Genomic DNA, 26,350 nt, shown 5'->3' on the forward strand with positions numbered 1-26,350 from the left:
GCCAGGGCGCCATCGTCGCGGTCCTGGCGATCGCGGGTCTCGTCCTCAACTGAGGAGCAGCGTCTCGTCCTCAACTGAGGAGCAGCGTCTCGTCCTCAACTGAGGAGCAGCGTCTCGTCCTCAACTGAGGAGCGGCGTCTCGTCCTCAACTGAGGACGAGAGCCGAGATGCGGAGCGAACCCGCCCGAAGGCTCCTCAACTCGGCGCAGGTCCTCAACTGAGGAACGATGGCGCAGCTCCTCAACTCGGCGCAGGTCCTCAACTGAGGAACGATGGCGCAGCTCCTCAACTCGGCGCAGGTCCTCAACTGAGGAACGACCTCTCGGCGACTCGGCGACCCGCGCGACCCGGCGACCCGCGCGACCCGGCGACCCGCCGCCGATCCGCATGTGCGCGCCGTTCCTTGTGCCCCCTCAGACGAGGGCGTGCGCCCCTGGGTCTATCGCGCCCGCGGAGCCCATCGCTAGCCTGACCCCTACCGGGCGACGGGAGCGGGCGCATGGACGGGTGTGGGCAGGGCTTTCAGGGGGACGACGCAGCGGGGCGGGCGCAAGCCCGAGCAGGTCCCGGTCGGGCCGCCGGACGGCGCGACGGCCGCGGCCGACGCCACGCGCACCGGCACCGTTGCCGCGACGAGCGGGACGGATGCCGCGGCCACGACCGGCCCGGAGGACGGCGCCGACCACGACACCCGGTTCTTCGGGCAGCCGTGGGCCCTCGCACACATCTTCGGCGTGGAGATGTGGGAGCGGTTCAGCGCCTACGGCATGCAGGGCATCCTGCTCATCTACATGTACTACTCCGTCGACGAACACGACCAGGGCGCACCTCGACCTCGCCCGGCGCGCACTGGCGGAGGCATCCGTCCCCGCCCGCTGACCGTGGCGAGCCCTCCGGCTCAGCCTCCCGTGGGCGTCCAGGCGCTGCCGTTGTTCGAACTGCGCTCGACCGCGTCCAGAACGCGCTGAATGTGGAGGCCGTCCTCGAACGACGGCTCGGGCTGCGTGCCCGAGGCGATCGCCGTCACGAGGTCGGCGACCTGGTGGCTGAAACCGTGCTCGTAGCCGAGCATGTGCCCCGTCGGCCACCACGGCGCGAGGTAGGGGTGGTCGTGCTCGGTCACGAGGATCCGGCGGAAACCCTGTTCGGTCTCGGGGAGGGTCGCGTCATAGAACCCCAGCTCGTTCATGCTCTCGAGGTCGAACGAGATCGCCCCGAGGGAGCCGGCGACTTCGACGCGGAGAGCGTTCTTGCGGCCGGTGCGGAAGCGGGTCGCCTCGAACGAGGCGAGAGCGCCCGAGGAGAGGCGGCCGGTGAAGAGCGCGAGATCATCCACCGTGACGGCGCCACGCTCCTGCAGCGCGGTGCCGGAGAGACCGACACCTTCGCCGAGCAGCGGACGCTCGCTCACGATCGTCTCGAGGATGCCGGAGACGGTCTCGACACGCTGGCCCGTGATGTACTCGGTCAGATCGAGCGCGTGGGCGCCGATGTCGCCGAGGGCACCGGAGCCCGCGCGCTCCTTCTGCATCCGCCAGGTGAGCGGCGCCTCGGCGTCCATCAGCCAATCCTGCAGGTACTCCGCGCGCACCTGGCGGACCTCGCCGATGCGGCCGGCGGCGATGAGGTCGCGCGCGAACGTGGCTGCGGGCACCCGCCGGTAGGTGAAGCCCACCATCGAGCGAACACCGCGGGCTGCTGCCCGCGCGGCGGCATCCGTCATCGCTTCGGCCTCGGCCACGCTGTTTGCCAGAGGTTTCTCGCAGAGCACGTGCTTGCCTGCTTCGAGCGCGGCGATCGCGATCTGGGCGTGCGTGTCGCCCGGCGTGACGATGTCGACGAGGTCGATGTCGTCACGGCTGATGACCGCGCGCCAGTCGGTGGCGCTCTCGCGCCAGCCCCACTTGTCGGCAGCGGCCGCCACCGCAGATGCATCCCTCCCCACGACGACGTCCATCGACGGCTTCAGTGCCAGGTCGAAGAAGCGTGGCGCGACACGCCAGCCTTGCGAGTGGGCGGCACCCATGAAGCCGTACCCGATCATGGCGACGCGCAGCGGCGGATTGATGCCGGTGGGCTCGTGGTTGGTCAACGCGATGTCCTCTCTCGGAACCGGGCGCGGGCGCCCGCCACGGTCGGCGGGCGCCCGCGAGGCGATGAATTATTCGAACGACAGGTCGATGTACTGGTCGACGTTGTCCTTCGTCACGACGGGGGCGTCGAGCACCACCCGGTTGGGGATGCTCGGCGTGATGAGGTCGCCCATCGTCTTGCTCTGAGCGATCAGGCGGGCGAGCGCGACGCCGTCGGCGGCCTGCGTCGACGGGTAGATGACCGTCGCCTTGAGCACCGTGTCGTCGGCCTCGATCGCCTCCATCGCGCTGCGGCTGCCCGCACCGCCCATCATGAAGAACTCGTCGCGACCGGCCGAGTCGATCGCCGCCAGGACGCCGACGCCCTGGTCGTCGTCGTGGTTCCAGATGGCATCGATCTTCGGGTTGGCGGAGAGCAGCTGGGATGCCGCGGCCTCACCGCCGGCGACGGTGAAGTCGGCGGCGACGCGGGCGGAGACTTCCAGGCCGCAGTCCTCGAGTGCGTCCGCGAATCCCTCCGACCGGTCCTGCGTCAGCGGCAGCGAGTCGATGCCGGCGATCTCGGCGACGACGGCGTCGGGGTTGTCACCGAGCTGCTCGCAGATGTACGTGCCGGCGCTCACCCCCATGCCGTAGTTGTCGCCCAGAATCGTCGTGCGCGCAGCGAACGGGCTGGAGAACTCGCGGTCGACGTTGATGACCGGTATGCCGGCCTCCATCGCGGCGATGGCGGCCTCGGTGAGGGCGGCGCCGTCGGTCGGCAGCAGCACGATCGCGTCGACGCCGTCGTTGACGAAGGTCTCGACCGCGGCGATCTGGGCGATCGGGTCGTTCGTGCCCTCGGCGACGCGGAGGTCCACGTCGTCGAAGCTGTCGGCAGCCGCTTGGGCGCCCGAGTTGATCGCGCCGAGCCAGCCGTGGTCGGCGGCGGGGCCCGAGAAGCCGATGACGACCGTGTCGCCCGACTCGGCGTTCTCCTCCGACGTCGTTCCCTGGTCAGTGACGTCGTCCTCGTCCGCGCCGGTGCCGGTGCAGCCGGCGAGAAGTCCGACGGCCGCGACGACGGCGGTTCCGGTCAGCAGCAGCCGTGTGCGCACCTTCAGGTGTGAGCGCATTCTTTCCTCCTTGAAATGTGATGCAGTGCGGCAGCGCACGGGGCGAGCTCCGAAGCAACGGCGCACGGCGTCCACGCTGACGGCCTCACGGTAGCAGGCGCACCGTGGATGCGACAGCTTTTGCATTAGTTGCGGCAAAAGCGTTTTCACGAAACCTTCGCTCGCACAGAAGAAACGAGCATGACGTCTCCGCCGCAACTGCGGGCGAACGTGTCATCGACGTGCTTCTGCACGCATGTTATGTTCATGCCGTGATCAAAGACGACCATGGATCGGCATTACTCGTCGTCGAGGGTGTGACGAAATCGTTCGCGGGAGTCCGGGCGCTGCGGGGTGTCGACCTCGACGTGCGCGCCGGCGAGGTGCACTGCATCCTCGGGCAGAACGGTGCCGGAAAGTCGACGCTCATCAAGACGCTCGCCGGCGTCCACCGTCCCGACGAGGGCGTGATCTCCTGGCTCGGCGAGCAGGTCGAGATCTCCAACCCTGAAGCCGCGATCGAACTGGGCATCGCGACGATGTACCAGGAGTTGGATGTCGTGGACGGTCTGACGATCGCCGAGAACATCTTCCTGGGCCACGAGCTCTCACGCGGCGGCTTCACCAAGCGCTCGGAGGCCGCCCGGCAGACGCGCGAGCTGCTGCGCAGGCTCGGGCACGCCAAGCTGTCGCCGCACGCCGAGGTCGGAACGCTCAGTGCTGCCAACAAGCAGATCGTGAGCATGGCGCGCGCCCTCTCGCACGACATCAAGCTGATCATCATGGACGAGCCCTCCGCGGTGCTCGACACCGAAGAGGTGAAGAATCTCTTCCACGTCGTCAGGGAGCTGACCGCGTCGGGCATCGCTGTCGTGTACATCACGCATCGCCTGGAAGAGATCCGCCAGATCGGCGACCGCATCACGGTCCTGAAGGACGGCAGGTCGATGGCGAGCGGCATCCCCGTCTCGGGCACGCCGACCGCGGAGCTGATCAAGCTCATGACCGGTCGTGAAGTCGCGAACGTCTTCCCGGCCCCCGCCCCGGTCCCGGCCGACGCCCCGGTCGTGCTCGAGGTGGAGGACCTGGCGCTGTCCGGCGTCTTCGAGGACGTGTCGTTCTCGGTTCGCGCCGGTGAGATCGTGGGGCTCGCGGGTCTCGTCGGATCGGGACGCTCCGAGATCCTCGAGACCATCTACGGAGCACGCCGCTCGACGAACGGCACGGTGAATGTCACCGGTGCCCAGCTCCGCCGCGGATCGGTCGTCGCGGCGGTGAATGCGGGAATCGGCCTCTCGCCGGAAGAGCGCAAGAGCCAGGGGCTGGTGCTCGATGAACCGGTCTACTTCAACGTCACGCTCGCATCGATGAGGCGGTTCGCGAGGGCAGGATTCCTCGACGAGCGCCGCGCACGGACTGCGGCCCGCGCACAGATCGAGTCGCTCGAGCTGCGCCCCGCCGACCCCGACCGTCCCACGATCACGCTCTCAGGCGGAAATCAGCAGAAGATCCTGCTCGCGCGCTGGCTCGTGCACGGCACGAAGGTGCTGCTGCTCGACGAACCGACGCGAGGCGTCGACGTCGGCGCGCGCGCCGAGATCTACGCTCTCATCCGCGAGCTCGCCGCAGCGGGGAACGCCATCGTGGTGGTCTCGAGCGAGATCGAGGAGGTGCTCGGTCTCGCCGACACCGTCCTCGTCGTCGCCGACGGCCGCATCCTCGACACCCGCCCTGCCTCCCAGATCGATGAGCACGGTGTGCTCGACCTCGTCATGAAAGGAACCGCCGCGTGACTGAGCAGACCACTGGGACCGCAGGAGTCCCCACCGCCAGCGAGGCGCCGCCGCCCGCGGGCGAACCGGAGACCACCCGGAGATCCGGCCTGCGCCGCGTGCTCTCGGGGTCGGTCGGACGCAACCTCGGTCTCGTCGTCGCACTGCTGCTGCTCGTGATCGTGGGTGCGGTCACCGCGCCCGACACCTTCTTGAGCGTGAGCAACACGCTCACGATCCTGCGCCAGGCGTCGATCCTCGGTGTCGTGGCCATCGGCATGACCCTCGTCATCACCGCGGGCGGCATCGACCTGTCTGTCGGCTCGGTCCTCGGTCTCGCGTCGGTCGTCGCGACGCTGGCCGCCATCCAGGATCTCTCCGATCAGATCCACTGGGTCCTCATGATCGTGATCGCACTGCTCGTCGGCGTCGCGGCCGGGCTGATCAACGGCATCGTGATCGCGTACGGCAAGGTCGTCGCCTTCATGGCGACGCTGGCGATGCTGATCGCCGCCCGCGGACTGGCCGAGGTCCTGGCGGAGCGTCGCACGCTCCAGGTGAAGGACCGCGACTTCATCCAGTTCTTGAACCTCGACATCATCGGGGTCGACATCCTCATCTGGATCTTCGCGATCGTCGCCGCGATCGGCTGGGTCGTGCTCAACCGCACCACGTTCGGCCGCCGCACCGTCGCGATCGGCGGCAACCGCGAGGCCGCTCGCCTGGCGGGGATCAACGTCAAGCGGCACACCATGTGGCTCTACGCGATCTCGGGGCTGTGCGCCGGCATCGCCGCGATCATGTACCTCGGCCGCACGACAGCCGGCACCTCCACGCACGGCACGCTTCTCGAGCTCGACGCGATCGCAGCCGTCGTCGTCGGCGGCACGCTGCTCGTCGGCGGTCGAGGAACCATCACGGGGACCGTGTTCGGCGTCCTCATCTTCACGACGCTGACCAACGTGTTCGTGCAGAACAACCTGAACTCGTCGATCCAGGCCGTCGTCAAGGGCGTCATCATCGTCATCGCGGTGCTCCTGCAGCAGCGCTTCGCCAGGCCAACGGGTCGCGCGACGTGAGCGCCCCGGCCGTCGCCGGGGCGTGGCATCCGTCGGCTCCCCGCCCGCGGTCGGGCGACCTCCCTGCAACTGATTGACTGAGTCGTGGTCACTCTCTCCCCCGAATCGGCGGCTGCTGCCGGAACCGGCGCGATGGAGCTGTTCCAGCTGCTGCGGGACGGCGTTCCGCGCACGCGCGCACAGCTGGCGAAGTCGACCGGGCTCTCCCGGTCGACCATCGCCGCGCGCGTCGAGGAGCTCATGCGGATGGGACTCATCATGCCGGTGGCGGATGCCGCCTCCACCGGCGGGCGGCCCCCTTCGCAGTTCGCGCTCAATCCGAGCGCGCGGGTCGTGCTCGCCGTCGACATCGGCGCATCGCACGCCACCGTCGCCGTGATGGACCTCACGGGCGCGATCCTGTCGGCCCGCACCGAGTCCCTCGCCGTCGCGGACGGGCCCGAGCGGGTGCTCACGTGGGTGATCGACGCGGCGGGCACGATCCTCGAGGAGGCCGGCCGGGACATCCGCTCGCTGGTGGCGATCGGCATCGGGGTGCCCGGTCCCGTGGAGCACTCGACCGGGCAGCCGGTCAACCCGCCGATCATGCCGGGGTGGAACCGGTTCGACGTGCCCGGGTGGGTCCAGCAGCACCTGCAGGTGCCGGTCCTGGTCGACAACGACGTCAACATCATGGCGCTCGGCGAGCGTGCGACCGCGTGGCCGAGGGCGGCGCACCTCATGTTCGTCAAGGTCGCGACGGGGATCGGCGCCGGTGTCATCTCGGGTGGTGAGCTGCAGCGGGGCGCTCAGGGCGTCGCCGGCGACATCGGGCACGTGCGAGTGGCGCGCGCCTCGGCGGTCGTGTGCCACTGCGGCAATCAGGGATGTCTCGAGGCCATCGCGTCCGGGCCCGCCATCGCCCGCGCACTGCGCGCCCAGGGTGTGGAAGCAGAGAACGGTGACGACGTCGTGGCGCTGGTGCACCGGGGCAATCTCGACGCGATCCAGGCGGTGCGCCAGGCCGGCCGCGACATCGGCGAGGTGCTGACGACGTGCGTGAGCCTCATGAACCCGTCGGTCATCGCCATGGGCGGCTCGATGTCACGCGTCGGGGAGCATCTCATCGCGGGTGTCCGCGAGGTCGTCTACACGCGGTCGATGCCACTGGCCACCGAGCACCTCGCCATCGTGCCGTCGGCGGCGGCCGAGAACGCGGCCGTCATCGGGGCCGGGATGCTGGCGATCGAGCACGCCCTCTCGCCCGAGGCCTTCCACTCGCTCGCCGGCTGACCGCTCGACGCGCCGCGTCAGCGAGGCTCGAGTCCCGCGGCGCGGTAGATCTCGTCGACGACACGCATCGTGCCGACCCCGCGCCGGGCGTCGAGGATGCTGGGAGAGCCATCCGCCAGCACGGCGACGAGGTGCTCCACCTGGCGCGCGTAGCTGTTCTCGCCCTCGGCGGCCTTCTCCTCCAGAAGAGGCTCATCGCCCGCGGTGACGCGCAGCGCGGCTCCCCACTGCGGCACGACGAATGCCCGCCGACCCGTCGCGGCAGCGGCGTCGGCGATGGCTGACGCGGTCGTGCCGTTCACCGACAGCGGCTTCTCGCAGAGGACGTGCTTCCCCGCTCGCAGGGCACGTATCGCCCACTGGGCGTGGGTGATCGGCGGGAGTGCGAGATACACGAGGTCGATGTCGGGATCCGACAGGATCGTCTCGTAATCACCGTGCTTCGGCAGTTCCAGCCGCTCGGCGAAGGCTCGAGCGCGCTCAGGGTCCCGTGCGCCGATCGCGACGACACGAACACCGTCCACATCGCGGGCGGGCTCCACCATGGCCCTTTCCGCGATGCCGCCGGCGCCCAGAATGCCGATGCGGAGTTCCGAAGCCATGATTCAGCCCTCGCGGTTGTAGTAGGGCCAGGGCAGGAACCGGCGCTCGCCGCGGCGATCGGGACCCTCGAGCGACACCTCACCGGTCGCCGCCCACTCCACACCGCGCGGGAACATGCTGATGAACTCGATCCGCCGGAAGGTGTCGATGTCGTGGCCGATGGTGACGCCGGTGAGGATGTCGTCGCCAGTGACGGACCAGCGCGCGCCGATGCCGTCGGTGATGGGATGCCGCGGATCGACCGTGTCGAGCTGCGCCTCACCCCACGGCCGGGGCCGGAGACCGCCCGCCACGGTGAGCCGCGAGCCGCGCATGACGTTGCACTCCTCCGGGTAGCCCCAGTCGTCCTCCTGCGCGGCAGAGCCGTGCAACCAGACGATGCCCTTGCCGTCGTCGTGGACGAACTTCAGGAGCGCGGCATCCGTCTCCGGGCCGAATCCGATCGCCTTGTCGAAGTAGCCGTCGCGACCCTCGAACTCGACGATGACGGCGTCGTACTTGTCGATCACCTCTGCTCCGAGCCCGCGCGGGTCTTCGACGACCCGTACCCGGAAGCGCCCGGTGTCTTCGAGCAGCGTCGTGAGCCACTGGTTGTGCAGCCGGAAGCTGCGGAACTCGTTGTCGTGCTCACGGGTCATGTGACCCGAGAGGATGAGCACGTTCAGCACGTCGGTCATCGGGGGGCCTCCCTCGCGTCGGTGATTCCGGGCACGCCGGACACCGGCCCGACGGGCCGGTGAGGGCGCGGCGCGCGGCTAGTCGGTCTTGGTCGAGAAGGCGGCGTCGAACGCTGCGGCGGGGGGTGTGATCGCGTTGAGCTTGCGCACGAACTCGATCGCCTCAGGCGCGCCGTCGAGGCGGTCCATGCCGGCGTCCTCCCACTCGATCGAGGTGGGTCCGTCGTAGCCGATCGCGTTGAGCGCGCGGAACAGCGGCTCCCACGGCACGGCGCCGTGCCCGGTCGAGACGAACGTCCAGCCGCGACGCGGGTTCGCCCAGGGCAGGTGCGATCCGAGCACGCCGTTGCGTCCGTCGAGGTTGGTGATCGACTCCTTCACGTGCACGTGGAAGATGTGGTCCGCGAAGTCCAGGACGAACGCCACGGGATCCAGCTGCTGCCACATGAAGTGCGACGGGTCGAAGTTCAGGCCGAAGCTCTCGCGGTGCCCGATCGCCTCCAGGGTGGCCTTGGCGGTCCAGTAGTCGTACGCGATCTCGCTCGGGTGCACCTCCAGGCCGAACCGCACGCCGACCTCCTCGAAGACGTCGAGGATCGGGTTCCACCGGTCGGCGAAATCCTGGTATCCGGCGGCGATCCACTCGTCGGACGCCGGCGGGAACATCGCGACCGCCTTCCAGATGGACGAGCCTGTGAAGCCGTTCACCGTCTTGACGCCCAGCTTCGCGGCGAAACGGGCCGTGTTCTTCATGTCCTCCGCGGCCCGCTGACGCACCCCCTCGGGCTCACCGTCGCCCCACACCCTGGCCGGCAGGATGTCCTTGTGCCGCACGTCGATCGGGTCGTCGCACACCGCCTGCCCGGTGAGGTGGTTCGAGATGGCCCACACCTTCAGGCCGTTGCGCTCGAGGATGTCCTTGCGGGACTGCACGTACTCCGCATCGTCCCACCGGGACACGTCGATATGGTCGCCCCAGCAGGCGATCTCGAGGCCGTCGAAGCCCCATTCGCCGGCGAGCCGTGCGACTTCTTCGAACGGCAGATCGGCCCACTGGCCCGTGAAGAGGGTGATCGGACGAGGCATCGAAGCTCCTTCGCTTTGTTGTTGCTATAAACCTATCCGCCTGCGCTGGCGGAGCAACCGGTCATCTGCCGGCGGAGACCGGCGCACCCACCGGCACCCAGGACGACTCGTTCGCCGAGCTCTCCTCGACGGCGGCGAGCACGCGCTGCAGCAGCTCGGGATCGAGCCCCACATCGAGGCCGTCGTCGAGAGCTTCCTTGCGCTGCCGCATTTCATCGCGGGCACCGATCGCCTCGGCCTGATCCAGGCGGGCTGGCCCACGTCTGGCCCACGTCGCCGAATCCGTGGCGGGAGTGCGCACGTTGAAGGCGCCCTTCGACGCCACACCCGTCGTGAACGCGCTGTGGTGGCATCCCGTGCACGGCCGCGACCCCGAGCATGCGTGGATGCGCGGCATCTTCGAGCAGGCCGCAGCATCCGTGTCGGATAGTTCGCCGTCTCATGCGAGGCGTCCGGTCTGACCACGTGGCCCGGGCGACACCGGCCTCACGAGGCTCGTCGTGTCGCGAGTCCGGCGCCGAGCGCGGTGAGGCCCGCCGCCAGCAGCACGACCACCGCCGAGACCGCCATGTTCGCCGTCGGCCCGTATGCTGCGGTGAGCTGGCCGCCGGCCCACGAGCCGCCCGCGATCCCGACGTTGAAGAGGACCACGATGGACGCGCTCGCGAGGTCTCGGAGGCGATCGGATGCTGCGCGCATGAGCGCCGTCTGGATCAGCGGGAACATCGCGCCGGTCCCGGCGCCCCAGAGCGCCACAGCGATCACGACGACGAACGGGGCGCGCGGCAGGAGCGCGAGGGCCGCGAAGGCGCCGGCGAACAGCAGCAGCGTCGCGGTCAGGGCCGTCCGCGGGAACCGGTCCGCGAGCGTGCCGGCCACCGCCACTCCGACCATGCCCGCGGCGCCGAACACGAAGAGCAGAACGCTGGCCCAGCCGTCCGCGATGCCCGCCGACTCGGCGAGGTACGGCCGGATGTAGACGAAGGAGAGGAACTGCGCGAGGCCGATCAGCAGCCCCGCGATGCCGAACGCGACCAGTGGCGGCAGCGACCGGTCATGGCGCAGCGGCTCGCGCCGGCCCGCAGCCACCGGCTCGACCACGGACCGCGGCAGCCGGCGGTACACGACGGCCGCGAGCAGCAGCATCCCGACCCCCATCACCGCGAACGAGACGCGCCAGCTCGTCAGCTGCGCGAGAGCCGTCGCGACCGGAAGGCCGAGCACCGTCGCCGCCGTGCCCCCGCCGGTCACGAGGGCGAGCCCGCGGCCCAGCTGCCCACCCGACAGCAGCGACGATGCATAGACGATGACGATCGCCCAGAACACCCCGTGTGCGACCGCAGCGACCGCCCGCGTCGCGAACGCGAACTCGTACGTCGGCGCGAGGGCCGTCGCGACGTTGGCGACCGCGAAGACTGCGAGCGAGACCGCGACGACGACGCGGCGGTCGATGCGGCGCGTCGCCCGCGTGAGCGGAATGCTCGTGGCGATCACCACGATCGCCCAGACGGAGACCAGCAGCCCGACACGCAGGGGATCCACCCCGAGGTCGCGGGCCATCTCGAGCATGAGCCCGGCCGGCAGCGACTCGGCGGTGACGGTGACGAAGACACCCGACGAGAGCAGCAGCAGGGGGCCGAGCGGGAAGCGCGTGACCGAGGTGTCGGACAGTGCCACGGAGGCGGTGGACGAGGTCATGCAGCGAGGCTAAACTTTGACACCAATGTCAATGTCAAGCTTTCGCCTGACTCGAATCGACACGAAGGGGTCAGCGGCATGAAGATCGGCGAACTGTCGCAACGCACCGGCATCCCCGCACGGATGCTGCGCTACTACGAGGACCAGGGACTGCTGGCGTCCGAGCGTTCGCCGAACGGCTACCGGGCGTACGACGAGGCCGATGTCGAGCGGGCCATCCGCGCGCGTGGCCTGGTCCAGGCGGGGCTGTCGACGCGCCTGGCCAAGGTCGTGCTCGACGTCGAGCGGCAGTGCGCGATGGCACAGCCGACATGCTCACGCGAACTCGCCGAGATGCTCGCGACCGAGCTCACCGCCCTCGACGACCGCCTCGCGTGCCTCGCGAAGAGCCGCGATGCGGTCGCCCGCTACCTCGACCTCACCCGCAACGGCGACCTGCTCGGCGCCGCCGAGGATCGCGGGCCGGCTATGGCTCGAGTGTGAGGGACGCTGCGATCGGCACGATCTCCTCGCGCAGCGCCATGATCTCGCGCACGTGCTGCTGCAGGCGCTCGTCCTCGACGAGCTCGGGAGTCCACTGCGGGACGGGCTGAGCGACGCCGTCGGCGCCCGGGACGACGAACACGCTCAAGCACTGCGTGGTGAGCGTGCGCTCGTCCGGCGTGCGCGGATCGGCGGTCCATACGCGGGTGCTCACATGCATGCTGTGCGGACTCGTGTAGACGATGCGTGCGTCGACGTCGACGAGATGCCCGATCACGACCGGCGCGAGGAAGTGGATGCCGCCCGAGTAGACGCCGATCGCCGCGCTCGCGTCGTCGCCATCCCGCGCCCACGCCGCCGTGACCGCGTACCCGGCCTCGTCGATCCAGCGCATGACCGTTCCGCCGTGCGCCTTGCCGCCGAAGTTCACCACGCCGGGTGGCGCGAGGAACCTCAGCGTCGTCCGCGGGGCGGTGGAGACATCCGTATAGTCCTCCGCCAGCATGAGGCGCTTGATCTCGGCGCGCGACTCGATGCGCTCCAGCGCCCCCTCGGCGAGCTTGTGGTCGGAGCGGGTCACGGGGTGCCACGCCGGTACCTCGGTGGGGCGTCCGTCGGCGCCCTTCGCGACGAAGACGAGGATGCACGTCGTCGCCGGCGTGTACAGGCGCTCGCTGACCTCGGTCGAGGAGACGGTCACCACCACGTGCATGCTGGTCCGGCCGGTGTAGACGATGCGGGCCCGCACCTCGATCAGGCTCCCCGGAGCGATCGGCCGCCGATGGCGCACGTTCCCGACGTATGCGGTGACGCAGTACGCCCCGGCCCAGCCGACGGCGCACGCGTAGCCGGCCTTGTCGATCCACTCCATGACGCTGCCCGCCGCGACCGAGCGCCCTCCGGCGGCGGTGTCGGCGGGGACCGCCATGAACCGCAGCGTGATGCGGTCGTCGCGCGCTGCGGCCCTGCCCTGCGAAGCGGTGCTCATGCCGTCAGGGTACGGGCCGCGGCATCCGTCTGTCCCGTGGATGTCGCTCGATCCGGCCTCAAGAAGCGGCGTTCCTTCGAACAGGGCAGAATCGGACAATGGCCGCCTCTCCGCACCTGAATCCCGACCATGCCTGCCTCATCGTCCACGGCAGCGACCAGCCGGGAATCGTGGCGGCCGTGTCGGCGATGATCACGCGCATCGGCGGCAACATCGTCGCGTTCGACCAGTACTCCGACAACCCCGAAGGCGGCGCGTACTTCCAGCGGGTCGTGTTCCACCGGCCGCAGTTCGCCGCCGACCGCCCGCACATCGAGGACGAGATCGCCCAGACGCTCGCCGGCTTCGACCTGGAGTGGTCGCTCACCGACCAGTCCGCGCCCAAGCGCATGGCGATCCTCTCGTCGAAGCAGGACCACTGCCTGCTCGACCTCCTGTGGCGCCACCGTCGGGGCGATCTCCCCGTGACCGTGCCGATGGTGATCTCGAACCACACCGCCTCCGCCGACGACGTGCGGTCCTTCGGCGTGCCGTTCTTCCACGTGCCGGGGGTCGCCGGCCCCGACAAGTCGGCGCCCGAGGCGAAGATCCTCGAGCTCCTGCGCGGGAACGTGGATTTCGTGGTGCTGGCGCGCTACATGCAGATCCTGTCGGGCGACTTCCTCGCCGAGCTCGGGGTGCCGGTGATCAACATCCACCACTCGTTCCTGCCCGCCTTCATCGGCGCCGAGCCGTACAAGAAGGCCAAGCAGCGCGGCGTCAAGCTCATCGGCGCCACCTCGCACTACGTCACCGACGACCTCGACGAGGGTCCGATCATCGAGCAGGACACAGTGCGCGTGACCCACGCCGACTCGGCCGCCGAACTCGCCCGCCGCGGCGCCGACGTCGAGCGCCAGGTGCTCTCGCGCGCCGTGCTGTGGCACGCCGAAGACCGCGTCATCCGCCACGGCAACCATACGATCGTCTTCTGACCCGCCTGCCGGTCGCTGAGCGAGCGCCAGCGAGACGAAGCGTCAACGGGCCACGATCGATCGAGCGTTCTGGAGAACCCCGAGCCGGTCACACCAGGCGCAGCTCCGCGTCGATGGCGGCGGCGGCGCGCTGGAGCGGCGGCAGGTACTCCTCGAGCACGTGCTGCACCGTGTCGCGGGTCGCGCTCGTCGACACGTTGATGGCGGCGACCACGTCGCCACGCCGGTCGTGCAGTGGCACGGCGACCGAGCGCAGTCCCGGCTCGAGCTCGCCGTCGACCAGCGCCCATCCCTGCTCGCGCACGCGGGCGAGCTCCTCACGCAGCGCGCCGGCCGTCGTCAACGTGCGCTCCGTGAGCGGAGGGAGAGCGGATGCTGCGAGCAGCCCGTCGCGCGCGGCATCCGTCGTCCCCGCCAGGAGCACGCGCCCCATCGAGGTCGCGAACGCGGGGAACCGCGTGCCGATCGTGATGCGCACGCTCATGATGCGGCGCGTGGGGACGCGCGCGACGTACACGATCTCGCCGCCGTCGAGCACGGCCGCCGAGACGCTCTCGTCGACCTCGCGCGACAGTCGCTCGAGATGGGGCTGCACGATCTCGGGGATCGACAGCGCCGACAGGTAGCTGAACCCCAGCTCGAGCACGCGCGGGGTGAGGGCGAATCGCCGATCGGCGCTGTGCAGGTAACCCAACTGCTCGAGCGTGCGCAGGAATCGTCCTGCTGCCGCGCGCGTGATGCCGGCGCGGCGCGCCACGTCGCTCAGCGTGAGTTCGGGGTTCTCGGCGTCGAAGGCGCGGATGACCGCGAGTCCGCGCGCGAGCGACTGGACGAAGTCACCCGCCGAGGCTGCGGAGCTGTCGTCCTGGAGCGCGGCGTCGCGCTGCGAGGCGGAAGAGTCGTCGGTCATCCTGGCCGCAGTCTATCCAGGGTGGGCTCGCATCCGGCGGCCGCTCAGCGCGCGCGAGCGCGAACGCGTGCGCGCTGCAGGGATGGGCGCGGCCGCCACCCGTTCGCCCACGACGTTGACGACTTCACCGACGCCCTCGATCCGCATGCGCACCTCGTCGCCGGGCTCGAGCGGAGGGATGTCGCACCCACGGCCCCACAGCTCGCCGAGGCATCCGCCGTTGCCCACCGTTCCCGAGCCCAGCACGTCCCCCGGCACGACGACCGAGTTGCGCGCCGCGTAAGCTACCAGCTCCGGGAACGGCCAGCCCATGTTGGACACCAGGTCTTCGCCGACGAGGGATCCGTTGACCCACACCTCGGCGCGCAGGGCGAGGAACCCGTCGTCGTCGACGAAGCCCTCGAGCTCGTCGGCCGTGACGATCCAGGGACCGAGCGTGAGACCGAAATCCTTGCCCTTGGCAGGCCCCAGCCGCACCTTCATCTCACGCGACTGCAGGTCGCGCGCCGACCAGTCGTTCATGACCGTGTAGCCGAAGATGTGGTCCCCGGCCCGGGCGATGGAGAGATTCTCCCCAGTCGAGCCGGCCACACCGCCGATCACCACGGCGAGCTCAAGCTCGAAGTCGAGACGCTGCGTCTGCGGAATCGCGACGACCTGCCCGGTGGCGCGCACGGTGTGCGGATTCGTGAAGTAGAAGGTCGGCGCCTCGTACCACTCGGGAACGACGCCGCCTTTGCCGTCCACCGAGGCCGAAACCCCTTCGACGTGCTCCTCGAACGCGACGAAATCGCGGATGGATGCCGGGACCACCGGCGGCAGCAGACGCACATCCTCGAGGCGGCGGGTGGGCGCGGCATCGCTCGCGACGCGATCGCGCAGTTCGCGCGCCGCATCCAGGCCGCGCGTCAGAACGTCGGCGACCGTCGCTTCGTCGGGGAAGGGCACCACCGCGTCCGTGATCACGAATCCCTCGTGCACCGCAGAGCCGTCCGGCACGACCCATCGGGCGATCTTCACGTGGACACCACCTCGACGGGCATCTGAGGGGCAGCGGCGAGCTCGGCGAACGTCTCGGCGATCCAGTCGGCCGTGAACTCGCCAACGTATGCCATGTTGTCGATGCCGATGTGTTCGGCGCCTCCCTCCTCCTGTGTGAAGATGCGCAACTCCCGTTTGGGGGAGTTGACGGCCGCCTCGTGCTCGTCGTGCGCGTATGCGACCGGGATCTGCCTGTCGCCCTCGCCGTGGGTGACGAGGAACGGCACCGTGATGTTCTCGATGACGCCTTCCAGGCGCATGTTCTTGGTCTTCTCGAGGAAGTCGTCGGCGTCGCTTGCGCCGAACACCCAGTAGACGTGATCCCAGTAGTGCGGCACCGGATTCTCGCCCTCGCGGCGGCGCCGGGCCTCCTGCACGGCGGCCCAGTCGTAGTTGGCGCCCCACGCGACCGCGAGCGCGATGCGCTTCTCGTACGCTGCCGCCCGCGGCACGTAATAGCCGCCGAGCGACCAGCCGACGAAACCGACCCGGTCGGTGTCGACATCGAGGGAGGCGGAGTTCGCCTCGATCCAGTCCAGAGTCGGGGCGGCCCACACCTCCGTGTCGTAGCGGGCGTGCAGATCGCGCATGCGCAACGCCTCGCCCGACCCGGGAGGGTCCATCATCAGCGTCGAGATGCCGCGCGCCGCGAGCTGCTGCGCGAACCCGGAGGTGTACATCATCTCCTTGGTCGAGTCCAGGCCGTTCCACATCACCACGAGCGGGTGCGGACCCTGACCCGGCGCACGGTAGAAGTAGCCGGGCATAGCCGACCCCTCGGGCGCGTCGTCGCCGGTGTAGGGGATGTCGACCGTCGTCAGCGGCACCTCGCTCAACTCGACGTGCTTCAGGAGAAGATCGATCGACCTCTGGTAGGCGGCCTTCCGCCCCTCCCACTTGGGCGACTGCAGGCGTTCGGCCTGCGAGGTGTAGAGCGCCGCCCGGTAGTACTTGTCGCCGGCGCCGCGCTTCCATCCCCGTGCCTCATCGGCCTGTGCGGCGGCGAGAAGTCGGTCGGCGACGGCCCGCCACGAGTCGTACAGCAGCTCGGTGCCCACGTCATCGCCGTGCTGCGACGCTTCGAGCACCGGCCGCGAGGCCTTGTCGACGTCGTCGATGAAGCCGCCGTTGTTGAGTGCCGCGACAACCGCCATGCTCCAGACGTAGTTGGTGGGGAAGTACATGTACATGGGTGGTTCTCCTAGGAAGGCTGGGGGCGGACGGCATCCGACAGGAATGTCGCGACGCCTGAGAGGAACTGGCCGCCGTCGACGCCCACCTCCGCGCCGGTGACGTACGCGGCGGCATCGGACAGCAGGAACACGACGACGCTGGCCACCTCGTCGGGCTCGCCGCCGCGATGCAGCGGAGCGATCGCGACGTTGGCATCGAGGAACGCGGCGGGAGCGCTCGCCGTCATCTCGGTGCGGATGTATCCGGGGTTGACGATGTTGACGCGGATGCCGCGCGGCCCGAGTTCCGTGACGCAGGAGTGCGTGAGCCCTCGCAGCGCCCACTTGCTGGTGGTGTAGGCGGCGGTGTAGTGGCCGGTGACTCCAGCGGCGGAGCCGATGTTGACGATCGACGAACCGGCGCCCATGAGGGGGAGCAGCGCCTGGATGCCGAGCATCGCGCCCGTCACGTTCACGGCGAGCACGCGATCCCAGTCCGCGCGCTCGACGGCACCGATGCGGACGCGGTGGGTCACGCCCGCGTTGTTGACCAGCCCCTTCAGGACGCGGCCGGCGAGCGAGGCGGCGAGCGCTGCCCAGTCGGCCTCGTCGGTCACGTCGAGGCGACGATACGTCACCGTTCCCGGCAGTGCAGATGCGGCATCCGTCAACTCCGGTGCTTCGTCGCGGATGTCGACCGCGACGACGGAGGCGCCCTGGCTCGCGAGCAGGAGCACCTCTGCTGCGCCCTGCCCTCCGGCGGCGCCGGTGACGACGAAGAGGCGACCGCCGATGCCGGGAAGGAGGATCTCGGTCATGATGCCATGGGGGTTAGGGGCGGGGCGTCGAGGTCGGCGACAGAGAGGCCGACGTGGTCGAGCGCGGTCACGACGCCTCTTCGCGAGCAGCAGGCTCGTCGCGCGGGCCGTGCCGCACGAGCCGGTCCCGCACATCTGCCGGAAGCACCTCGAGCACATCGTGGTCGAACTCGCCGCCCACCAGCACGAACACGACACGGGCGAGGCCGTCACCGCGGTTCGCCCACGCGTGGTCGGTGCCACGCTGCACGACGATGTCGCCCGCGTGCGCAGTCACCTCGCTGTCGTCGAGGATGAGCGTGATCTCGCCCTCGATCACGATGCCGTAGTCGATGGACTCGGTTCGGTGCACGGGCGACTGGAGGCCACGCTCATCGAGGTGTCCGGGGAGGAACTCGTTGAGGCGGATGCGCGTGCCGTGCGTGGGCGGCGGCACGGTGATGCTTCCCGCCGTGGGATCCTCGGGTCCGACTCCGATGCGCGCGGGCGTGGACGACGTCACCCACACTTCGTGGAACGCCACCCCGTCGTCGGGGAGTTCGCGGGTGACTGGCACTGGCCCGTCGCTCATGACCACCGAGACGCCCTCGGCGTCGTGGCCGGTGACGATGCGGCGCGGCACGCGGAAGCCCGGCCGCTGAGCCGGCCGAAGGGTCACGGCGCCGCCACCAGCGCGCCGAGCGCCTGACCCATCACGCGACCGGGATCGGCATCCGGCGACCCCGGGTTGAGCTCCCATTTCGCCAGGAGCATCGAGGCGTCGACGACGCCCTTGATCCGCGGGATCCGTCGGGCGTGGAGCGCGGCGAGCTGTTCCTGGAGGTCGCCCTTCTGCGTGACGTGCTCGGCGAAGAGCAGGGCATCCTCGACGCACAGCGCAGCGCCCTGCGCGATGAGCGGCGGCACCGCATGCACGACTTCGCCGAGCGCGACGACACGACCCTGGTGCCACGGTCCGTCGACGAAGATCCACTCGATCTCCTGGAAGTTCAGGAACGTGTTCTCGTCGATCGACTCGCGCAGATCGTCGAACTCGCCATGGAAGTTCGCCATCAGGCGCTTCACCTCCTGCCAGTCCTCGAGCCCGTTGTCGGGGCGTACGGGCGGGCACAGCACGAAGACGTAGCACTGGGTGTCGCTCACCGGGGTATAGCCGACCTTGAAGGCGCCGGTGTCGTCGAACGGATACGCGATTCCGCCGGTCATCTCGGGTCGGCGCGAGGTGACGGCGCGCCAGATGCCGAGGCCGGTCGGCGCGCGGTCCTCGACGATGCCGAGCTTGTCACGGGTCTGTGACTTGATGCCTTCCGCCACGACGATGACGTCCCAGCTCTCGGTGCTGCCGTCGGAGAGCACCGACGTGGCGGAGTCCGCGTGGTTCTCGAACGAGACAAGCTCGAGTCCGAGCCGGATCACCACACCGAGCGACTCCGCCTTCGTCACGAGGATCTCATGCAGATCGGGTCGGAGGGCACCGATGGTCGCGGGAAGGCCGTCGCCGCCGGTGCGCGGGGTCGGGAGCTGCGCCATCACGCGACCGTCGGCAAAGTACAGGGTGACGCCGTTCTCGGAATGGGCCTTCGCGAGCACCTCATCGATGACGCCGATCTCCTTGAACACGCGCAGGGCGTTCCCCTGGATCGTGAGGCCGTGGCCGACGCGCGCCCATGCCGCCGCCTTTTCGACGAGGGTCACCCCGACTCCGCGCTGTGCGAGTGCGATCGCCGTCGTCAGTCCGGTGAATCCACCGCCCACGACGAGCACTTTCGTAACCGACATCTTCGTCTCCTGCTTCCCGGGCGCGACTTCGCGTTCCCTGGCTCGACGGTACGACGGGCAGTGCGGCCCGACCAATCGCCGTGCGCGATGCCTGCTATCTGCCTGTGAAGCGGAATGCCGAGGACGATCGCCGCGATCGACAGCGGCGTCGAGGTCGGGATCGGCACCAAACACAGATGCTTGGTATCCGGGCACGACATGGTCCCCCGGGCGATGGTCGGCTTACGCTCGGGATCGTCGCAACGGCTGTTCGTTCCGCCGTGCGCTCCGTTACCCAGGAAGGTCGACGATGACTCAACGGCTTGTCTCCCATCTTCGTTACGGCGCACTCGCCGTACCCAATTTCGAGGAGGAGCGCGGCTTCTTCGTCCAGCACTGGGGTCTCACCGAGGTCCACGCCGAGGACGGCGTCAGCTACCTCGCGGCGGAGGGCTCGCCGGAGCCCTTCATCCTGCGCCTGCGCAAGGACGACAAGCGCGTCGACCTCGCCGGCTTCGCCGTGCGCAACCGCGCCGATGTCGACAAGCTGGCCGCCAAGCTCCACGCCGAGGACGTGCAGTTCGTGCATGAGCCGCAAGAGCTCACCGGCTTCAGCGGCGGCTACGGATTCCGCGTCTTCGACGGCGACGGTCGGGTACTCGAGTTCTCGACGGGCTACCAGACCCGCGAGGCCCGCAAGATCCGCGAGCGCGAGCCGATCCCGGCGAAGCTCTCGCACATGGTCTTCAACTCGCAGAACCTCGACCAGACCGTGCAGTGGTACATCGACCACCTCGACTTCACGATCTCGGACTCCCTGGTGCGTCCCGACGGCGTCGAAATGATGCATTTCCTGCGCTGCAACCCGAACCACCACTCGATCGCCGTGGCGATGGGCCCGCACCACTCGCTGCACCATCTGTCGTTCGAGATGCGCGGCATTGAGGAGTGGATGCGCGGCGCCGGCAAGATCCTCCGGGCGGGCACCCGCATGATCTGGGGTCCCGGTCGCCACAACGCCGGCGACAACACCTTCGCCTACTTCCTCGACCCGGCCGGAAACACCATCGAGTACACGACCGAGCTGTCGATGGTCGACGACGACACCTGGGTCCCTCACAAGCACGACATCAGCCAGCTGTCGACGCAGGATCAGTGGGGCACCGCGCAGGAGATGAGCGAGCTGGTCGCGCGCGAATCGTTCAACGACATCGACAAGGGCCTGTTCATCGCACCGCCGGTGTGAAACCCGCCCGTCACCGGCTCGACAGAGAGGTCAGGACCATGACACGCATCCACTTCGCCGCCGACCACGGCGGCTACGACCTCGGCCGGACTCTCGCCGCCCGCGCCGAGGCGGCCGGCTTCGAGGTCGTCTGGCACGGCGCCGACGAACTCGATCCGGGCGACGACTATCCGATCTTCGCCGTGCGCGTCGGTCAGGCCACGATCGCGGATCAGGATGCCGGAACCGACGCGTTCGCCGTCCTCGTGGTCGGCGAGGCGTTTGCCGGCGTGGTGGCCGCGAACAAGGTCAACGGCGCGCGCGCCATCATGACCGACTCCCCACGGGCCGCCGCCGAGGCGCGCGGCGTCGTCGACGCCAACGTGCTCGTGATCGACGGCGTCGCCTACCAGGAGTCGGCGTGGCTCATCCTGTCCGCCTTCGTGACCGCGGGCATGACGCAGACGGTCGAGCGTGGACGCCAGATCCTGCAGATCGAGGAGTTCGAGAACGCCGGCACGATCGAGGGCTGGGCGATCCAGCTCGAGCCCGAGCAGATCCTGCGCACGTACGAATGACCCCGAAGGTCGCGGAATGACCCGAGCAGCCCTCTACGACTCGATCGGCTCCCCGGACGTCCTGTACGTGGGCGAGGTCGCGGACGCGGAGCCCGGCCCGGGCGAGGTGGACCCGACCCGCCCGCGCTCACGAACCGAGTCGCTCCTCGCGGCTTGACGGTCGCGAGTCACCGCCACGCCGACCGCCAAGAACTGCACAGCGCCGGGACGGGCGACCCGCTCAGCCCGATGGCGTGAGCAGTACCATGCGGCACACCGAGGGCAGGCGCTCGTCCGGCGGCGATCCGAGCGCTCCCCCGGCACGGAATTCCGCCCCGAAGGCGACGTCCCACGAGATGGCCTCGAACGCCATGCCGAACGCCGTGCGCACGGCGAGCTCCGGGTCGGGGTGCGAGTAGTCGGCGGCCCGCTCGAGCAGGCGTGCGGTGAAGGCATCCGCCATCCGCGTCACCGACCGTGCGCCGCTCTCCCGCATCACCGGGTCGACCGCGGCTCTCAGCACGATCGCCCGGACGATCGCATCGTGCGCGCGGAAGTGGTCCGCGAGAAGCCGCACCGCACGCTCGACGAACTGCGGGGTGGGCAGCTCGTCCCACTCTGCTCCTTCGCGGTACATCGCCACGACCGCGGCGAGCATGTCGGCCATCACGTGATCGTGCACGGCGCGCACCAGGGCGTCCTTGCTGTCGAAGCGCGTGTAGAGCGTGCCGGCCGAGATGCCGGCCACGCGGCACACCTCTGTGATCGTCAGCCCGTCGTACCCGCGCTCGGCGAACACCTCGGCGCCCGCGTCGAGGATGCGCTCCAACGTGCGCTGCGACCGTGCCTGCAGAGGGGGCCGGACCCCCGGCGTGTTGAGCATCGCGTCCAGTGTCGCAGGTGGGAACGGCGTCCGGGTCGATGGGTGCCATCGCTAGAACTGATTCCGGATCCGGATTCGGTTTCCGTAACATCGGAGACCCATCGACGGACGAAGGAGTCCCGCAATGACCACTCAGAGCCTGGAATCGCTGCTGCAGGAAGCCGGCGGACCGCTCGATCTGCTGCGCGCGCACAAGTACGACCGTGCGGACGCCAGGCCCGAGTACCAGCCGCAGCAGATCATCCCCGTCATCCCCCAGGAGTTCTCTCTGTGGGAGCGCGAGACCCGGTCGTGGCGCGAGGGTGTGGCGCTGTTCGACCAGACCCACCACATGTCGGGTCTGTTCCTCGAGGGCCCGGATGCCCGGCGGCTGCTGTCCGACCTCGCGGTCAATGACTTCTCGACCTCGCAACCCGGGGTCGCGCGGCAGATCGTGTGCGTCAACGACGATGGCGATCTCATCGGCGACGGCATCGTGTTCCACCTCGACCACGAGCGCTTCTCGGCGTACGGCGCGGGATTCGTGCAGAACTGGATCATGTACCACGCGCAGACCGGCGGGTACGACGTGCAGGCGACCTACGACGTCAGGGCGCCTGTCTACCCCAATGGTCACGCGAACACCCGCCCCGACTGCCGCTACCAGATCCAGGGGCCGCTCGCCGGCGCCGTGATCGAGAAGCTCAACGGCGGGCCGCTCGGCGACGTGAAGTTCTTCCACATGACGGAGATGACGATTGGCGGCCAGCGCTGCCGCGCCCTCCGTCACGGCATGGCGGGCGCACCGGGACTCGAGGTCTGGGGACCCTACGAGCACCGCGACGCCATCCGCGATGCCATCATCGAGGCCGGCCGCGAGTTCGGCCTGCAGCTGGTCGGCGGCATGGCCTACCTCATCGGCGCGATCGAGTCGGGCTGGTACCAGGCCGTCGTACCCGCGATCTACACGGGCGCCACTCTCCGCGCGTACCGCGAATGGCTTCCCGCCAACCTCGGCGAGGGGATGAGCCGCCTGAGCGGCAGCCAGGCTCGCACCCGCATAGAGGACTACTACCGCACCCCCTTCGACCTGGGGTACGGCAAGCTGATCCATTTCACCCACGAGTTCATCGGTCGCGACGCGCTGCAGCGTCGGCGCGACGAGCCCGCGCTCCGCAAGGTAACCCTGCAGTGGAATCCGAACGATGCGGCATCCGTCCTCACCGACATGCTCACCCCCGGTGGGCGCGACGTGCGGTTCCTCCACCTCCCCGTCATGTGCGACAAGCTCGACAAGCACTACGACACCCTCACGCTCGGCGGGCGCGAGGTCGGCAACTCGGCCTACACCGCCTACACCGCGAACGAGCGCTCGATCCTGTCGATCGCGCTCGTCGACGAATCGGTGCAGATCGGCGACGAGGTCGTCATCGGGTGGGGTGAGGCCGGCGGCGGGTACGGCCCGAACGTCGTGCCCTCCACCGACATCGTCGGAATCCGCGCGATCGTCAGCCCCGCACCGTACGCCCGAGTCGCCCGCGAAGACTACCGGCGCGACTGAGCACCCGCGACGCCGCGCCCTGATGGGTGGCATCGATCCGACGCGGTGTTCCGCGGCATCCGTTCACCGTAGCGTGAACCCGGCGGCGACGCCCCGACGACGACGTTGAGAAAGGAAGACCCCGTGGCCTTCGTATGCCATGCCACCTGGATCGCCAAGCCCGGTGAGGAGGAGACCGTGCGCGACGCGCTCGAGAAGCTCTCCCCCGCCTCGCGCGACGAGCCCGGCAACCTCTACTACCAGGCATACCAGAGCCCCGACGAGCCGAACACGTTCCGCATCTTCGAGGTCTACGCCGACAATACGGCGTTCAAGGCGCACGCCACCTCTCCCCACTTCGAGCAGTGGGCGCTCGGACAGGCGATCCCTGTGCTCGAGACCCGCCAGCGCGACTTCTACGAGACGCTGGACTTCTGACATGGCGCAGTACGCGCGCTTCGTCGGTCCGAACGGCATCGTCCACACCGGGCGCGTGCAGCACGGCAGGCTGCAGGACATCCCGGGCGACCCCGAGATCCTCGACCTGCTGAACGGACCCGCCGACGTGCGCCGCGACCTCGACGTGCGCGCCGGCCGCCAGCAGAAGCTGCCGATCCAGGACGCCCGGTTCGCCGTGCCGGTGCAGCCGCGCGCGATGCGCGACTTCCTCGTGTTCGAGGCGCACATCGCCGGCATGAAGAAGAACGAGCCGGGCGACGGCACGGTGCCCGAGCAGTGGTACGAGGCGCCCGCTTTCCTGTTCATGAACCCGTGGTCGGTGCTGCCGACGGGGGCGGACATCCCGATGCCGCCGTTCACGCAGAAGCTCGACTTCGAGCTCGAGGTCGCGGCGATCGTCAAGCACACCGTCCGCGATGCGCCGATCGAGGAGGCGGCGGAGCACATCGCGGGGTACTGCATCCTGAACGACTGGAGCGCGCGCGACATCCAAGGCCGGGAGATGCGGATCGGGCTCGGCCCGTCGAAGGGCAAGGACTTCGCGAACACGCTCGGCCCGTGGCTCACGACGCCGGACGAGCTCGAGAAGTACCGCGAGGGCGATCGGTACGCCCTCGGGATGAGCGTCGCGATCAACGGCGAAGTCGTCGGCACCGACAACCTGCGCAACATGTCGTGGTCGTTCGAGGAGATGCTCGTGCACGCGTCCCGTGACGCGTGGGTGGGCGCGGGCGACGTGCTCGCGTCTGGCACGGCCTCCACGGGCGCCCTCTCCGAGCGCTGGGCGCGCACCGGACAGCTGACGCCGCCGCCGCTGCAGGTCGGCGATGTCGTCACGATGACGGTCGAGGGCCTCGGCACGATCGAGAACCGCATCGTCGAGCAGGCGAGCCCCGGCCACATGGTGCCGCGCGCCCGCCGCACCTACGGTCCCGACCGGCTCTGAGTCCCGCCGGTCGCCGAGCTGTCACCGGACCCGCCCGCCGCCATCCCGGAGCCGCGCGGTTCGGCTACTCTGGCGCTGACGGGAGGGTCGGGGGCGCATGAACGACCTGCGAGACGTCGACACGACCTCGTCATCGCATAGCCGACCCGCCCGAGTCCGAAGCTCGGCCGCGGCTGCGCCGTGCAGAACACGGTTCCGGCGACGGTTCCTATCCGTCAAGAGCTCGACGCGTCGTCTGCCGCGAGCACCTCGACGAGCCGCGTGCGGAACCAGGCGTGCACCGGGTCGGAGTCGTGACTCGGGTGCCACCAGAGCTTCAGCGCGATCTCGACGCGACCGAACGGCGCTTCGACGCCGACGGTGCCGGTGAGCGGCCCGAGCCGCTCCGCGAGCCGGCGTGGCACGACCGCGACCAGATCGGTGCCCGCGACCACCGACGGCAGCGGCAGGAACGACGAGGTCGTCACGCGCGGCTCGCGCCGGTCGATCCCGAGCTCGCGCAGCCGGCGGTCGGCCGGCGTGAAGTGGAGCCGGCCGAACTGCGCGACCGCCTGCGGCAGTGCGACGAAGTCCTCGAACGACAACGTGCCGTCGCTGATCGCGGGGTTGTCGGCATCCAGCAGGCACACGTACTCGTCGTCGAAGAGCGGCAGGTGCGGGCCGTCGATACCGATGCCCGGCACCGTCACGACGAAGTCGTGCGTCATCAGCTCGCGCTCGCTCTCCATAGGGCGCTCGGGCAGCGGAAGCAGGTCGACCTGAAGGCCTGGGGCCTCCTCGAGCAGGACCGCCAGAGCCGGACGCAGCCCCATGATGCCGTAGTCGGTCAACATGATCGACAGCGTCCGCCGCGCTGCGGCGGGATCGGGCTCCGGCTCGTTCGACAGCAGTCGCTCGATGAGCGGGACGGTCGCCTGCACCTGGGGCAGCAGCAGGCGTGCGAACGGTGTGAGCTCGTAGTCGCGTCCCACGCGCACGAGGAGCTCGTCGTTGAACATGACGCGCAGTCGCGACAGCGTCGAGCTCATCGAAGACTGCCCGAGCTGAACGCGCTGACCCGCCCGCGTGACGTTCGCCTCCTCGAGGAGGGCACGCAAGGGGATCAGCAGATTGAGGTCGTGTCCGCCGCCGGTCATGGCCGAATGGTACCGATCGCACCCATGAGCCGGGTACGAGTGATACCAGGTATCCCGCCCTCGCGCTTCCACCGCCCAGTTGCCCGCCCTAGCGTGAACACGGCGGT

General features: G+C 69.4%; 29 protein-coding genes. 13 read left to right on the top strand and 16 right to left on the bottom strand.

Features of this window, described 5'->3' with window-relative positions; all coding sequences use genetic code 11:
* Positions 1-509 precede the first annotated feature (509 nt).
* Positions 510-968 (top strand): hypothetical protein, encoded by a 459-nt coding sequence (locus tag MRBLWH3_RS18435; protein WP_414685263.1) that lies wholly within the window; start codon positions 510-512, stop codon positions 966-968.
* Here MRBLWH3_RS18435 and MRBLWH3_RS02465 read toward each other — a convergent pair.
* Positions 899-2,044 (bottom strand): Gfo/Idh/MocA family protein, encoded by a 1,146-nt coding sequence (locus tag MRBLWH3_RS02465; protein ID WP_363435236.1) that lies wholly within the window; start codon positions 2,042-2,044, stop codon positions 899-901. The two genes, MRBLWH3_RS18435 and MRBLWH3_RS02465, sit on opposite strands and share 70 nt — an antisense overlap.
* A gap of 117 nt (positions 2,045-2,161) precedes the next feature.
* Positions 2,162-3,208, bottom strand: a complete 1,047-nt coding sequence (locus MRBLWH3_RS02470; protein WP_363428365.1) for a substrate-binding domain-containing protein — start codon at positions 3,206-3,208, stop codon at positions 2,162-2,164.
* A gap of 296 nt (positions 3,209-3,504) precedes the next feature.
* Here MRBLWH3_RS02470 and MRBLWH3_RS02475 point away from each other — a divergent pair, with 296 nt between their 5' ends.
* The 3 genes from MRBLWH3_RS02475 to MRBLWH3_RS02485 all read left to right on the top strand — a co-directional run bounded on the left by MRBLWH3_RS02475 (position 3,505) and on the right by MRBLWH3_RS02485 (position 7,310).
* Positions 3,505-4,980 carry a sugar ABC transporter ATP-binding protein gene (locus tag MRBLWH3_RS02475; RefSeq protein WP_363435239.1) on the top strand — a complete coding sequence of 492 codons (1,476 nt, stop codon included), beginning with the start codon at positions 3,505-3,507 and terminating at the stop codon, positions 4,978-4,980.
* Positions 4,977-6,038 carry an ABC transporter permease gene (locus MRBLWH3_RS02480; protein ID WP_363428367.1) on the top strand — a complete coding sequence of 354 codons (1,062 nt, stop codon included), beginning with the start codon at positions 4,977-4,979 and terminating at the stop codon, positions 6,036-6,038. The genes MRBLWH3_RS02475 and MRBLWH3_RS02480 overlap by 4 nt, the downstream gene beginning before the upstream one ends.
* A 132-nt stretch (positions 6,039-6,170) precedes the next feature.
* Positions 6,171-7,310: an ROK family transcriptional regulator gene (locus MRBLWH3_RS02485; protein ID WP_363435242.1), complete on the top strand. Its 1,140-nt coding sequence runs from the start codon at positions 6,171-6,173 to the stop codon at positions 7,308-7,310.
* A gap of 17 nt (positions 7,311-7,327) precedes the next feature.
* Here MRBLWH3_RS02485 and MRBLWH3_RS02490 read toward each other — a convergent pair whose 3' ends face one another.
* The 4 genes from MRBLWH3_RS02490 to MRBLWH3_RS02505 all read right to left on the bottom strand — a co-directional run bounded on the left by MRBLWH3_RS02490 (position 7,328) and on the right by MRBLWH3_RS02505 (position 9,977).
* Positions 7,328-7,912, bottom strand: a complete 585-nt coding sequence (locus tag MRBLWH3_RS02490; RefSeq protein WP_363428369.1) for a Gfo/Idh/MocA family protein — start codon at positions 7,910-7,912, stop codon at positions 7,328-7,330.
* A gap of 3 nt (positions 7,913-7,915) precedes the next feature.
* Positions 7,916-8,590 carry a ThuA domain-containing protein gene (locus tag MRBLWH3_RS02495; protein ID WP_363428371.1) on the bottom strand — a complete coding sequence of 225 codons (675 nt, stop codon included), beginning with the start codon at positions 8,588-8,590 and terminating at the stop codon, positions 7,916-7,918.
* A 78-nt stretch (positions 8,591-8,668) separates the two neighbouring features.
* The gene (locus MRBLWH3_RS02500) at positions 8,669-9,676 is read right to left on the bottom strand and encodes a sugar phosphate isomerase/epimerase family protein (protein WP_363428373.1); all 1,008 of its coding nucleotides are present in this window, start codon (positions 9,674-9,676) and stop codon (positions 8,669-8,671) included.
* A gap of 61 nt (positions 9,677-9,737) precedes the next feature.
* Complete coding sequence (locus MRBLWH3_RS02505) at positions 9,738-9,977, bottom strand: hypothetical protein (protein ID WP_363428375.1); 240 nt, start codon at positions 9,975-9,977, stop codon at positions 9,738-9,740.
* Here MRBLWH3_RS02505 and MRBLWH3_RS02510 point away from each other — a divergent pair.
* Positions 9,970-10,137, top strand: coding sequence for a hypothetical protein (locus MRBLWH3_RS02510; RefSeq protein ID WP_363428377.1), 168 nt, complete (start codon positions 9,970-9,972; stop codon positions 10,135-10,137). The genes MRBLWH3_RS02505 and MRBLWH3_RS02510 overlap by 8 nt on opposite strands.
* Before the next feature lie 25 nt (positions 10,138-10,162).
* Here the strand turns inward: MRBLWH3_RS02510 and MRBLWH3_RS02515 are convergent, their stop codons facing one another.
* The gene (locus tag MRBLWH3_RS02515; RefSeq protein ID WP_363428379.1) at positions 10,163-11,374 is read right to left on the bottom strand and encodes an MFS transporter; all 1,212 of its coding nucleotides are present in this window, start codon (positions 11,372-11,374) and stop codon (positions 10,163-10,165) included.
* A gap of 78 nt (positions 11,375-11,452) precedes the next feature.
* Here MRBLWH3_RS02515 and MRBLWH3_RS02520 point away from each other — a divergent pair, with 78 nt between their 5' ends.
* A complete protein-coding gene (locus tag MRBLWH3_RS02520) occupies positions 11,453-11,857 on the top strand; it encodes a MerR family transcriptional regulator (RefSeq protein ID WP_363428381.1) in 405 nt (134 codons plus the stop codon).
* Here the strand turns inward: MRBLWH3_RS02520 and MRBLWH3_RS02525 are convergent.
* Positions 11,841-12,845 carry an acyl-CoA thioesterase gene (locus tag MRBLWH3_RS02525; protein ID WP_363428383.1) on the bottom strand — a complete coding sequence of 335 codons (1,005 nt, stop codon included), beginning with the start codon at positions 12,843-12,845 and terminating at the stop codon, positions 11,841-11,843. The genes MRBLWH3_RS02520 and MRBLWH3_RS02525 overlap by 17 nt on opposite strands.
* A 98-nt stretch (positions 12,846-12,943) precedes the next feature.
* Between MRBLWH3_RS02525 and purU the strand changes: the two genes are divergently transcribed.
* On the top strand, positions 12,944-13,819 hold the full coding sequence (purU, locus tag MRBLWH3_RS02530) for a formyltetrahydrofolate deformylase (RefSeq protein ID WP_363428385.1): 876 nt from the start codon (positions 12,944-12,946) through the stop codon (positions 13,817-13,819).
* 88 nt (positions 13,820-13,907) lie between these two features.
* Here purU and MRBLWH3_RS02535 read toward each other — a convergent pair whose 3' ends face one another.
* The 6 genes from MRBLWH3_RS02535 to MRBLWH3_RS02560 form a co-directional block, all read right to left on the bottom strand.
* Positions 13,908-14,729 carry an IclR family transcriptional regulator domain-containing protein gene (locus tag MRBLWH3_RS02535; RefSeq protein WP_363428387.1) on the bottom strand — a complete coding sequence of 274 codons (822 nt, stop codon included), beginning with the start codon at positions 14,727-14,729 and terminating at the stop codon, positions 13,908-13,910.
* Positions 14,730-14,741: 12 nt separating this feature from the next.
* A complete protein-coding gene (locus MRBLWH3_RS02540) occupies positions 14,742-15,749 on the bottom strand; it encodes a fumarylacetoacetate hydrolase family protein (protein ID WP_363428389.1) in 1,008 nt (335 codons plus the stop codon).
* Positions 15,746-16,960, bottom strand: a complete 1,215-nt coding sequence (locus MRBLWH3_RS02545; RefSeq protein WP_363428391.1) for an alpha/beta fold hydrolase — start codon at positions 16,958-16,960, stop codon at positions 15,746-15,748. The genes MRBLWH3_RS02540 and MRBLWH3_RS02545 overlap by 4 nt, the downstream gene beginning before the upstream one ends.
* 11 nt (positions 16,961-16,971) lie before the next feature.
* On the bottom strand, positions 16,972-17,760 hold the full coding sequence (locus MRBLWH3_RS02550) for an SDR family NAD(P)-dependent oxidoreductase (protein WP_363428393.1): 789 nt from the start codon (positions 17,758-17,760) through the stop codon (positions 16,972-16,974).
* 67 nt (positions 17,761-17,827) lie between these two features.
* Positions 17,828-18,418: a cupin domain-containing protein gene (locus MRBLWH3_RS02555; protein WP_363428395.1), complete on the bottom strand. Its 591-nt coding sequence runs from the start codon at positions 18,416-18,418 to the stop codon at positions 17,828-17,830.
* Positions 18,415-19,539, bottom strand: coding sequence for an FAD-dependent oxidoreductase (locus tag MRBLWH3_RS02560; RefSeq protein ID WP_363428397.1), 1,125 nt, complete (start codon positions 19,537-19,539; stop codon positions 18,415-18,417). The genes MRBLWH3_RS02555 and MRBLWH3_RS02560 overlap by 4 nt, the downstream gene beginning before the upstream one ends.
* A 289-nt stretch (positions 19,540-19,828) precedes the next feature.
* On the opposite strand from MRBLWH3_RS02560, the gene MRBLWH3_RS02565 reads away from it, so the two are divergent.
* Genes MRBLWH3_RS02565 through MRBLWH3_RS02575 form a run of 3 tightly spaced genes read left to right on the top strand, consistent with a single transcriptional unit; the run spans position 19,829 to position 21,478 of the window.
* Positions 19,829-20,764 (top strand): VOC family protein, encoded by a 936-nt coding sequence (locus MRBLWH3_RS02565; RefSeq protein ID WP_363428399.1) that lies wholly within the window; start codon positions 19,829-19,831, stop codon positions 20,762-20,764.
* A gap of 38 nt (positions 20,765-20,802) precedes the next feature.
* Positions 20,803-21,321: an RpiB/LacA/LacB family sugar-phosphate isomerase gene (locus tag MRBLWH3_RS02570; RefSeq protein WP_363428401.1), complete on the top strand. Its 519-nt coding sequence runs from the start codon at positions 20,803-20,805 to the stop codon at positions 21,319-21,321.
* 16 nt (positions 21,322-21,337) lie between these two features.
* Positions 21,338-21,478 carry a hypothetical protein gene (locus tag MRBLWH3_RS02575; protein ID WP_363428403.1) on the top strand — a complete coding sequence of 47 codons (141 nt, stop codon included), beginning with the start codon at positions 21,338-21,340 and terminating at the stop codon, positions 21,476-21,478.
* Positions 21,479-21,541: 63 nt separating this feature from the next.
* On the opposite strand, the gene MRBLWH3_RS02580 is transcribed toward MRBLWH3_RS02575, so the two are convergent.
* Complete coding sequence (locus tag MRBLWH3_RS02580) at positions 21,542-22,183, bottom strand: TetR/AcrR family transcriptional regulator (RefSeq protein ID WP_363428405.1); 642 nt, start codon at positions 22,181-22,183, stop codon at positions 21,542-21,544.
* A gap of 124 nt (positions 22,184-22,307) precedes the next feature.
* On the opposite strand from MRBLWH3_RS02580, the gene MRBLWH3_RS02585 reads away from it, so the two are divergent.
* The 3 genes from MRBLWH3_RS02585 to MRBLWH3_RS02595 all read left to right on the top strand — a co-directional run bounded on the left by MRBLWH3_RS02585 (position 22,308) and on the right by MRBLWH3_RS02595 (position 25,107).
* Positions 22,308-23,723: an aminomethyl transferase family protein gene (locus MRBLWH3_RS02585; protein WP_363428407.1), complete on the top strand. Its 1,416-nt coding sequence runs from the start codon at positions 22,308-22,310 to the stop codon at positions 23,721-23,723.
* Between the two features lie 123 nt (positions 23,724-23,846).
* Positions 23,847-24,140: a putative quinol monooxygenase gene (locus tag MRBLWH3_RS02590; protein WP_363428409.1), complete on the top strand. Its 294-nt coding sequence runs from the start codon at positions 23,847-23,849 to the stop codon at positions 24,138-24,140.
* Position 24,141: 1 nt separating this feature from the next.
* Positions 24,142-25,107, top strand: a complete 966-nt coding sequence (locus tag MRBLWH3_RS02595) for a fumarylacetoacetate hydrolase family protein (RefSeq protein ID WP_363428411.1) — start codon at positions 24,142-24,144, stop codon at positions 25,105-25,107.
* Positions 25,108-25,322: 215 nt separating this feature from the next.
* Here MRBLWH3_RS02595 and MRBLWH3_RS02600 read toward each other — a convergent pair whose 3' ends face one another.
* A complete protein-coding gene (locus MRBLWH3_RS02600) occupies positions 25,323-26,243 on the bottom strand; it encodes a LysR family transcriptional regulator (RefSeq protein ID WP_363428413.1) in 921 nt (306 codons plus the stop codon).
* Between the last annotated feature and the right edge of the window lie 107 nt (positions 26,244-26,350).

Source organism: Microbacterium sp. LWH3-1.2 (assembly GCF_040675855.1).
In the GTDB taxonomy this organism is placed as follows: Bacteria; Actinomycetota; Actinomycetes; order Actinomycetales; family Microbacteriaceae; genus Microbacterium.